The following is an 8039-nucleotide window of genomic DNA, read 5'->3' on the forward strand; positions in this document are numbered from 1 at the left end:
CGCCCTGGGTGGTGCGGGCGCCCTGACGCGCCCCATTCGGGGCGCGCGCTGCGCGGCGGGTATTTGGGGACCATTGAAAGAACGGTGCGCCGCCCCTTCGTGTTTCAATGGTCCACAAATACCCCGTGTCGCAGACCTGCGGCCGGGTCCGGTGTCAGGACGGCCGCAGCCCCCGTTCCTCCATCAGCTTCGTCAGCCAGTCGGGGTCCATCTCCGGCACCGAGGACAGAAGAAGCTCGGTGTAGGCGGGGTGGGGCGGCGAGAGGATCCGGTCCTTGAGCCCCTGTTCCACCACGCGGCCCTGATACATCACCACGATCTCGTCAGAGATCGCCTCGACCGTGGCAATGTCGTGGGTGATGAAGAGATAGGCGATGCCCTTTTCCTTCTGGAGCCGCATGAGCAGCTTGAGGATGCCCTCCTGCACGATCTGGTCCAGCGCCGAGGTGACCTCGTCGCAGAGGATCACCTCCGGCTCGGCGGCAAGCGCGCGGGCGATGCAGATGCGCTGCTTCTGCCCGCCAGACAGTTCGGACGGCAGCCGGTCGTAAAAGCCCGCGTCGAGTTCGATCTGCTCCAGCAGTTCGACGGTGCGGCGCTCCAGCGCGCGGCCCTTCAGCCCGTGGTAGAAGGCGAGCGGGCGGCCGATGATCTCGCCCACGGTCTGGCGCGGGTTCATGGCGGTGTCGGCCATCTGGTAGATCATCTGGATGCGCCGAAGCTGATCCTTGCTCCGGTCCCTTAGCCGGGGCGGCAGCGGCGCGCCCTCGAAGGCGATCTCGCCGCGCGCGGGCGGCAGCAGGCCGGTGATGACCTTCGCCATGGTGGACTTGCCCGAGCCGCTTTCGCCCACGATGGCCACGGTGCGCCCGCGGGGCAGGTCGATGCTCACGTCGTGCAGCACCTGCACCTTGTTGCCGTAGGCCGCGTCGATTCCCTGCGCGCGCAGCACCACGTCGTCGGACGGGGTGGCCTGTTTGCGCAGGCTGCGGACGGACCAGAGGCTCTTGGTATAGTCCTGTTTCGGGTGCGCGAGCATCTCGCGGGTCTCGGCCTCTTCCACCTCTTCGCCGTAGCGCAGCACCTTGATGCGGTCGGCCATCTGCGCGACGACGGCGAGGTCGTGGGTGATGTAGATCGCCGCGGTGTCGAACTCCTCGACGATCTTGCGCATGGACATCAGCACCTCGACCTGCGTGGTCACGTCGAGCGCGGTGGTGGGCTCGTCGAAGACGATCAGATCGGGGCGCCCGGACATCGCCATGGCGGTCATCACGCGCTGAAGCTGCCCGCCGGAGACCTGGTGGGGATAGCGCCACCCGATATGCTCGGGGTCGGGAAGCTGAAGCTGGGCATAGAGCGCCTTCGCGTCGGCGATCGCCTCGGATTCGGATTTGAGCCCTTCGCGCACGGCCGCCGCGACCGTCTGGTCGATCAACCGGTGCGCCGGGTTGAAGGCGGCCGCCGCCGACTGCGCGACATAGGTCATGCGCGTGCCCCAGAGCTTGCGGCGCTTCCACTCGGGCATGGCCAGCAGGTCCATGCCGTCGAAGGTCACCGAGCCGCCGGAAATGCGCACGCCGGCGCGCGCGAAGCCCATCGCGGCAAGGCCCAGGGTGGACTTGCCCGCGCCGGATTCGCCGATCAGGCCCAGCACCTCGCCCTTCTGCAGGGTCAGGTCCACGCCCTTGATGATCGGGTTCCATTTCTCGTCGGCGAAGCCCTCGATCTTCAGGCCGCGGATGTCCAGCAGCGGCCTGCGCTGCGGTTTCGGGGCCGGGGTCGCCTTGGCGCCCGTCACGTCGGGAAGCTCAGTGTTCATCGCGCAGCCCGCTTGTCTTGTGCAGGAACCAGTCCACCACGAAGTTCACCGCCACCGTCAGCAGCGCGATGGCCGCGGCCGGCATCAGGGGCGTGAGCCCCGCCTTCAGGTCGAAGCGCGCGAACTGGATCAGGTTCGCGGTCTCCCGCACCATGGTGCCCCAGTCTGCCGTGGGCGGCTGGATGCCCACGCCCAGGAAGGAGAGCGCGGCGATGGTCAGAAACACGAAGCAGAAGCGCAGGCCGAATTCGGCCACCAGCGGCGGCAGGATGTTCGGCAGGATCTCGCGCCGCATGATCCAGCCCAGGCCCTCGCCGCGCAGCTGCGCTGCCTCGACGTAGTCCATCACCACCACGCCCACCGCGACCGAGCGGGTCAGGCGAAAGACGCGCGTGGAATCGAGCACCGCGATGATCAGGATCAGCGACAGCGCCGAGGAGCCGAAGATCGACAGCAGCATCAGCGCGAAGATGAGCGACGGGATCGCCATCAGAACGTCCACCCCGCGGCTGATCACCTGGTCGAGCCACGCGCGGTTGATCGCCGCGATCAGGCCCAGCGAGACCCCGATCGCGAAGGCGAGAGCCGTGGTGACGAAGGCGATCCCTATGGTGTTGCGCGCCCCGTAGATCAGGCGGGTGAGGACGTCGCGCCCGATCTGATCGGTGCCCAGCCGGTGCTCGGCGCTCCAGGGGGCATAGGACTGCCCGACCACCTCAGCCTCGCCGTAGGGCGCAAGCCAGGGCGCGAAGAGCGCGACGACGATGTAGCCCAGGATCACGATCAGGCCGAAGATCGCCGTTGGCGGCGCCTTCTTCAGCTCGATCCACGCCCGCTGCCGCCAGCTGCGGCGGGTTCTGAACTGGCCCACCTCGGCGGCGGCCGAATAGCCTTCGGTCCGGTCGGTCATTTGGGATTAAGCAGCCGGGGGTTGGTGACGATGCCGATGATGTCGGCCGTCAGGTTGAGAAGGATGTAGGTCGCCGCGAAGATCAGCGCGCAGATCTGCACCACGGGGATATCGCGCGAGCTGACCGCATCGACCATGAGCTGTCCGATGCCGGGATAGACGAAGACCACCTCGACCACCACGACGCCGACCACCAGATAGGCGAGGTTGAAGGCGATCACCGCCGCGATGGGCGCCCAGGCGTTGGGCAGCGCGTGGCGCAGGATCACGCGGCGCGGCGGCTCTCCCTTCAGGCGCGCCATCTCGATGTAGGGCGAGGCCAGCAGGTTGATGATCGCCGCCCGCGTCATCCGCATCATGTGCGCCACGATCACCAGCGTCAGCGTGAGCGCGGGCAGGGCGGTGGTATGGACACGGTCCCAGAAGGCCATGTCGCGGCTGACGTCGGCGAGGCTGGGGAAGACCGGCCAGAGCGTGCCGAGCAGCAGGATCAGGATGTAGGCGACGAAGAACTCCGGGAAGGAGATCGTCGTCAGCGTGGAGGTGCTGACGGCCTTGTCGTAGAAGCTGTTGCGCTTGAGTGCCGCGGTGATGCCCAGGAAGAGCGCCAGAGGCACCGCGATGACCGCCGTCATGCCGGCAAGGAACAGCGTGTTGGCAAGGCGCGGCCCGACCAGATCGGCCACCGGACGCGACCGGTCAACGCCGGAAGCCGCGCGCCCCGAGAAGGAGGTGCCAAGGTCCCCCTGCGCCAGCGCGCCGATCCAGTCGAAGTATCGGATGACCGGCGGCTGATCGAGGCCAAGCTCGCGGCGGAAGGCGGCAACCGTCTCCTGCGTCGCGGCCTGGCCCAGCACGGCCTCGGCGAAGTCGCCCGGCAGCATCTGAACGGATGCGAAGATGATGATCGAGACGATGAAAAGCGTCAGGACCCCCAGCGCGAGGCGCTGAAGCACCGTGCGAAGCACCGGATGCATCCTGTCTGTCCCTTTCTTCCCGTGCTCCCGCAGGCCGGAGCGCGCGGCCGGGCCATCCCGGGACCTCACGAAACCGCTGCGCCGACTAGGGCTTGTTGCCAGCCCGGACCCACCCCCCAATCATAGGCGAGGGCAGTCCCGGATTTCAAAGAAAAACACCTGCAACCGCCACATGAAGTTTTTGGTGGGCCTTTGCGGGCAGGACTTGTAGGTTCGGATCATCGGCGTTCCCCGCGGAAACGCCACTCCAGGGAACTCGACGGGAGGGATCCGACATGAAGGAAAAGTTCATCGAGCGTCAGCGCAAACTGTTGCGACAGGGGCGCCTGTCGCGGCGGGATTTCGTCGCTTCCGTGCTCTCGGCTGGCGTCGTCCTGCCCACCGCGCTCACGATGGCCGACCGCGTTCAGGCGGCGACGCCCAGGCGCGGCGGCGATGCGCGCTTCGGCATGGGCCACGGCTCGACCACCGACAGCCTCGACCCCGCGACCTATGAAAACGGGTTCATGACGAACACCGGCTATCTCTGGGGCAACTCGCTGACCGAGGTGGCGCCCGACGGCACCCTGCGCGGCGACCTTGTCGAGGGGTGGGAGGCCACGCCCGATGCGAAGACATGGCGCTTCCCGCTGAAGCAGGGCGTCACCTTCCACAACGGCAAGACGATGACTGTCGACGACGTGATCGCCTCGCTCAACATCCACCGGGGCGAGGACAGCAAGTCGGCGGCCAAGGGCCTGCTTGCCGATGTCGAGGAGATGTCCGCAGACGGCAACACGCTGGTCGTGACGCTGGCGTCGGGCAATGCCGACTTCCCCTTCATCCTGTCGGACTATCACCTGCTCATGATGCCGTCGGACGGCGGGCAGGTCGATCCGCAGGCCGGCATCGGCACCGGCCCCTACCAGCTCGAAACCTTCGAGGCGGGGGTGCGGGTGATCGGCACGCGGAACGAAAACTATCACCGGGACGATGCGGCCTGGTTCGACTCGGTCGAGATCCTGTCGATCGTCGACCCGACGGCGCGGCAGAACGCGCTGATGAACGGCTCGGTGCAGCTGATCGACCGGGTCGATCCCAAGACCGCCAATCTGCTGGGCCGTGCGCCCAACATCTCGCTGCTCGAGAAGACGGGGTATCTGCACTATACCTTCCCGATGCGCGTCACCATGGCGCCCTTCGACAATTACGACCTGCGCATGGCGCTCAAGCTTGCCGTCAAGCGGCAGGAACTGGTCGACAAGATCCTGATGGGCTACGGCACGATCGGCAACGACCACCCGCTCTCCCCGGCGGTGCCCTTCCAGGCGAGCGATCTGCCCCAGCGTGAGTTCGACGCCGACAAGGCGCGCTACCACTACGAGAAGTCCGGGCACAGCGGGCCGATCCAGCTGTCGGCCTCCGACGCGGCCTTTGCCGGTGCGGTGGATGCGGCGCAGCTTGTCGCGGCCTCTGCGGCCGAGGCGGGCATCACCGTCGAGGTGGTGCGCGAGCCCTCGGACGGCTACTGGTCCAACGTCTGGAACAAGAAGGCCTGGTGCGCCTGCTACTGGGGCGGCCGGCCGACGGCGGACTGGATGTTCTCCTCGGCCTATGTGGACGACACCGAGTGGAACGACACCGACTGGCGCGACTCGGAAGCCGCGCAGAAGTTCAACGGGATCGTGGACGAGGCGCGCGCCGAGCTCGACGAGCAGAAGCGCGGCGAACTCTACTTCGAGGCGCAGCGCCTGATCCACGACGACGGCGGTGCGCTGGTGCCGATGTTCGCCAACTACATCATGGGTGTCTCGAACGAGCTTGCCCACGCAGAGAACGTTGCCGCCAACTGGGAATTCGACGGCGCGAAGGCCAGCCAGCGCTGGTGGATGGCCTGATCCCGCGATCCCCGGACGCTCGGCGCGCCGCCCTTCGGGGCGGCGCGTTCGTTTTCCGGGGCGGCGCGATCGACACCGCGATGTGACGGGCGCGGGCTTCGTGCCGCCGGGGCGAAAGGAGCCGAGTCCGCGCCAGGGTGGTGGCGTCCGGTCAGGCCGCCTCTGCCAGGAGCCAGACGCCGCCGTCGGGGCGGAGCGTCAGGATCATCACCGGCTCCGGTGCCCGGCCGGGCACCGGCGCGAAGCGGAACCGCGCGAGCAGGGTGGCCAGGATGATGACCGCCTCCTGGATCGCGAAGCTGGCCCCGATGCAGATCCGCGGCCCGTCGCCGAAGGGCAGCCAGGCGTAGCGCGGAATCGCCTTGCGGTCGGCGAAACGGTCGGGACGGAAGGCGTCGGGGGCGTCCCACAGCAGGCGGTTCCGGTGCAGCGCGTAGATCGGGATCATGACCGTGTCACCGGGACGGATCTCGCGGCCGCAGAGCGTGTCCGCCGCGCGGGCCGTGCGCGAGACCACGCCCGCCGGCGGGTAGAGGCGCAGCGCCTCCTCGCAGATCTGGCGGACGAAGGGCAGCTTCTCGACATCCTCGCCGGTGCAGGCGCGATCGCCCAGCACCGCCTGCGCCTCGTCGCGCGCCCGGTCCTGCACCTGCTGGTCGAAGGCGCAGAGGTAGAGCGACCAGGCCAGCGTCAGCGCCGTGGTCTCGTGCCCCGCCACGATGAAGGCGAGCAGGTTGTCGCGCAGTTCGCCGGCCGACATGGCGCGCCCCGTCTCGGGATCCTCCGCCTCCAGCAGCAGATCGAGCAGGTCGGGAACGCCCGCGGGGCCACGCGCCGCGCGCGCCGCGATCGACTTGTCTGCCACGGACTTCATGTCGCGCACGGCGCCGCCCGAAATCATCCGGCCGGGGCGCGGCACCCATTCGGGAAACCCCAGCATGTCGAGCAGCGAGATGCGCCCGGCCTCGGCGATGTAGTGATCGATCGCTGCGTGGACCCGCTGCCGGGCGAAGCCCTCGTCGCCCGAAAAGGTCACGTCCGAGATCACGTCGAAGGTGGTGGCGACCATCTCTTCCAGCATGTCGATGGCGGCGGGGCCCGAGGCCGCGACGCGTTCGGCGGCCCGTTCCGCCGCGGCCGTCATCACCGGAGCCAGGCCCAGGACGTTGCGATGCGTGAAGGCCGGGGCGGCCGCGCGCCGCTGCCACCGCCACTCGGCCCCCTCCGCGATGAAGAGGCTTTCGCCGATCGCGGGGCGCAGCAGGTTCTTGGTGACGCTCGACTTCGGATAGTCGTCGAGGCGTTCCAGCAGGATGCGCCGCAGCGCGTCGGGGTCCATCACCATGTGCCAGCGCGTGCCGGTCCGGCCCGAGACGATGGGCTGGCGCGTCGCGATCTCGGGAATGATCGACAGGATGTTGCGGCGCGCCGCGGCAAGGCTTTGCAGCATCGTCATCGGCTGCGTCACAAGCGGCACCCGGACGGGCAGCGACGGCTGGGTCGTGGCGTGGTCCTTCATGTGCGGCCTCCTTGTGGTGAAAGATAGCCGCGCGCCCCGAACAGGCAATGCGCGCGGCCGCCGGATTGCGTCGCCCGACCCGCTCGGTTATGCGGATGCCTGCCGTCGACGCCGGGAGAGGCCCATGGTCCGCTTCGCCGCCTTTCTGGGGCTCTGCGCCCTGCTTGCAGCCTGCGGCACGGCAGAGGATCTGGACGAGGCGCCGGTGCCGCTTGGCGATTTCCGGCTGGGGCACAACATTGTCGTTGCGCCCAACCTCACGAAGGGGCCGCTGTCGCGCGAGGCCAGCGAGGAAGAGTGGATCGCGGCCGTGACAAAGGCGGTCGAGGACCGCTTTGGCCGATACGAGGGCGAGCGCTTCTACAACTTCGGCATCAGTGTCGAGGGCTATGTCCTGGCACAGCCGGGCCTGCCGGTGGTGGCGAGCCCGCGCTCGGCGCTGATCGTGCGCCTCACGGTCTGGGACGACGCCGCGCAGGCCAAGCTCAACCCCGAGCCCGAGGTCGTGACGGTGACCGAGGCGCTTTCGGGCGAGACGGTCGTGGGCTCCGGCCTCACGCAGACGCGCGAGCGGCAGATCGAGAACCTCGCGATCTCGGCGGCCAAGCAGATCGAGCGCTGGCTGGTGCGGCAGAACCGCTGGGAGGGCTGGTTCGGTGGACGCGGGGCGAACCGCCGCCGCGCCCCGCAGGCGGCGGCAGATGCGGCGCGCGCGCAGGCCGAAACGCCACCGGCAGAGGTCGCCGCGGCCGAGTGAGCGGCCGGCGTCCGGGCGCCGCCGCCTGCCGCTTGATTTTCCCAAGACGACTCAATATTGGGACGCGCGATGTGCAACCCGGGCCGCTCCGAGGCCCCCGAACCGCGAGGCGCCTGAGAAGCGATGGCAAAGGCAAAGTTCGAACGCAGCAAGCCGCATGTGAACATCGGGACGATC

The 8039-nt window shown here is 68.4% G+C and carries 6 protein-coding genes; 2 read left to right on the top strand and 4 right to left on the bottom strand.

Translation table 11 applies throughout. From position 1 onward, the window contains the following. Nucleotides 1–154: 154 nt before the first annotated feature. Genes ACLFOB_RS13085 through ACLFOB_RS13095 form a run of 3 tightly spaced genes read right to left on the bottom strand, consistent with a single transcriptional unit; the run spans nucleotide 155 to nucleotide 3709 of the window. Nucleotides 155–1822, bottom strand: coding sequence for an ABC transporter ATP-binding protein (locus ACLFOB_RS13085; protein WP_410926357.1), 1668 nt, complete (start codon nucleotides 1820–1822; stop codon nucleotides 155–157). Further along, nucleotides 1812–2732 (bottom strand): ABC transporter permease, encoded by a 921-nt coding sequence (locus ACLFOB_RS13090; protein ID WP_410926358.1) that lies wholly within the window; start codon nucleotides 2730–2732, stop codon nucleotides 1812–1814. Before ACLFOB_RS13090 ends, ACLFOB_RS13085 begins: the two co-directional genes overlap by 11 nt. Next, a complete protein-coding gene (locus ACLFOB_RS13095) occupies nucleotides 2729–3709 on the bottom strand; it encodes an ABC transporter permease (RefSeq protein ID WP_410917919.1) in 981 nt (326 codons plus the stop codon). The genes ACLFOB_RS13090 and ACLFOB_RS13095 overlap by 4 nt, the downstream gene beginning before the upstream one ends. A 275-nt stretch (nucleotides 3710–3984) precedes the next feature. On the opposite strand from ACLFOB_RS13095, the gene ACLFOB_RS13100 reads away from it, so the two are divergent. After that, complete coding sequence (locus tag ACLFOB_RS13100; RefSeq protein ID WP_410926359.1) at nucleotides 3985–5586, top strand: ABC transporter substrate-binding protein; 1602 nt, start codon at nucleotides 3985–3987, stop codon at nucleotides 5584–5586. Between the two features lie 151 nt (nucleotides 5587–5737). On the opposite strand, the gene ACLFOB_RS13105 is transcribed toward ACLFOB_RS13100, so the two are convergent. Further along, the gene (locus ACLFOB_RS13105; RefSeq protein WP_410926360.1) at nucleotides 5738–7105 is read right to left on the bottom strand and encodes a cytochrome P450; all 1368 of its coding nucleotides are present in this window, start codon (nucleotides 7103–7105) and stop codon (nucleotides 5738–5740) included. Nucleotides 7106–7229: 124 nt separating this feature from the next. Between ACLFOB_RS13105 and ACLFOB_RS13110 the strand changes: the two genes are divergently transcribed. Then, nucleotides 7230–7862 (top strand): hypothetical protein, encoded by a 633-nt coding sequence (locus ACLFOB_RS13110; RefSeq protein WP_410917916.1) that lies wholly within the window; start codon nucleotides 7230–7232, stop codon nucleotides 7860–7862. Nucleotides 7863–8039: the final 177 nt, after the last annotated feature.

The sequence above is a fragment of the Rhodosalinus sp. genome (assembly GCF_046542825.1).
In the GTDB taxonomy this organism is placed as follows: Bacteria; Pseudomonadota; Alphaproteobacteria; order Rhodobacterales; family Rhodobacteraceae; genus Rhodosalinus.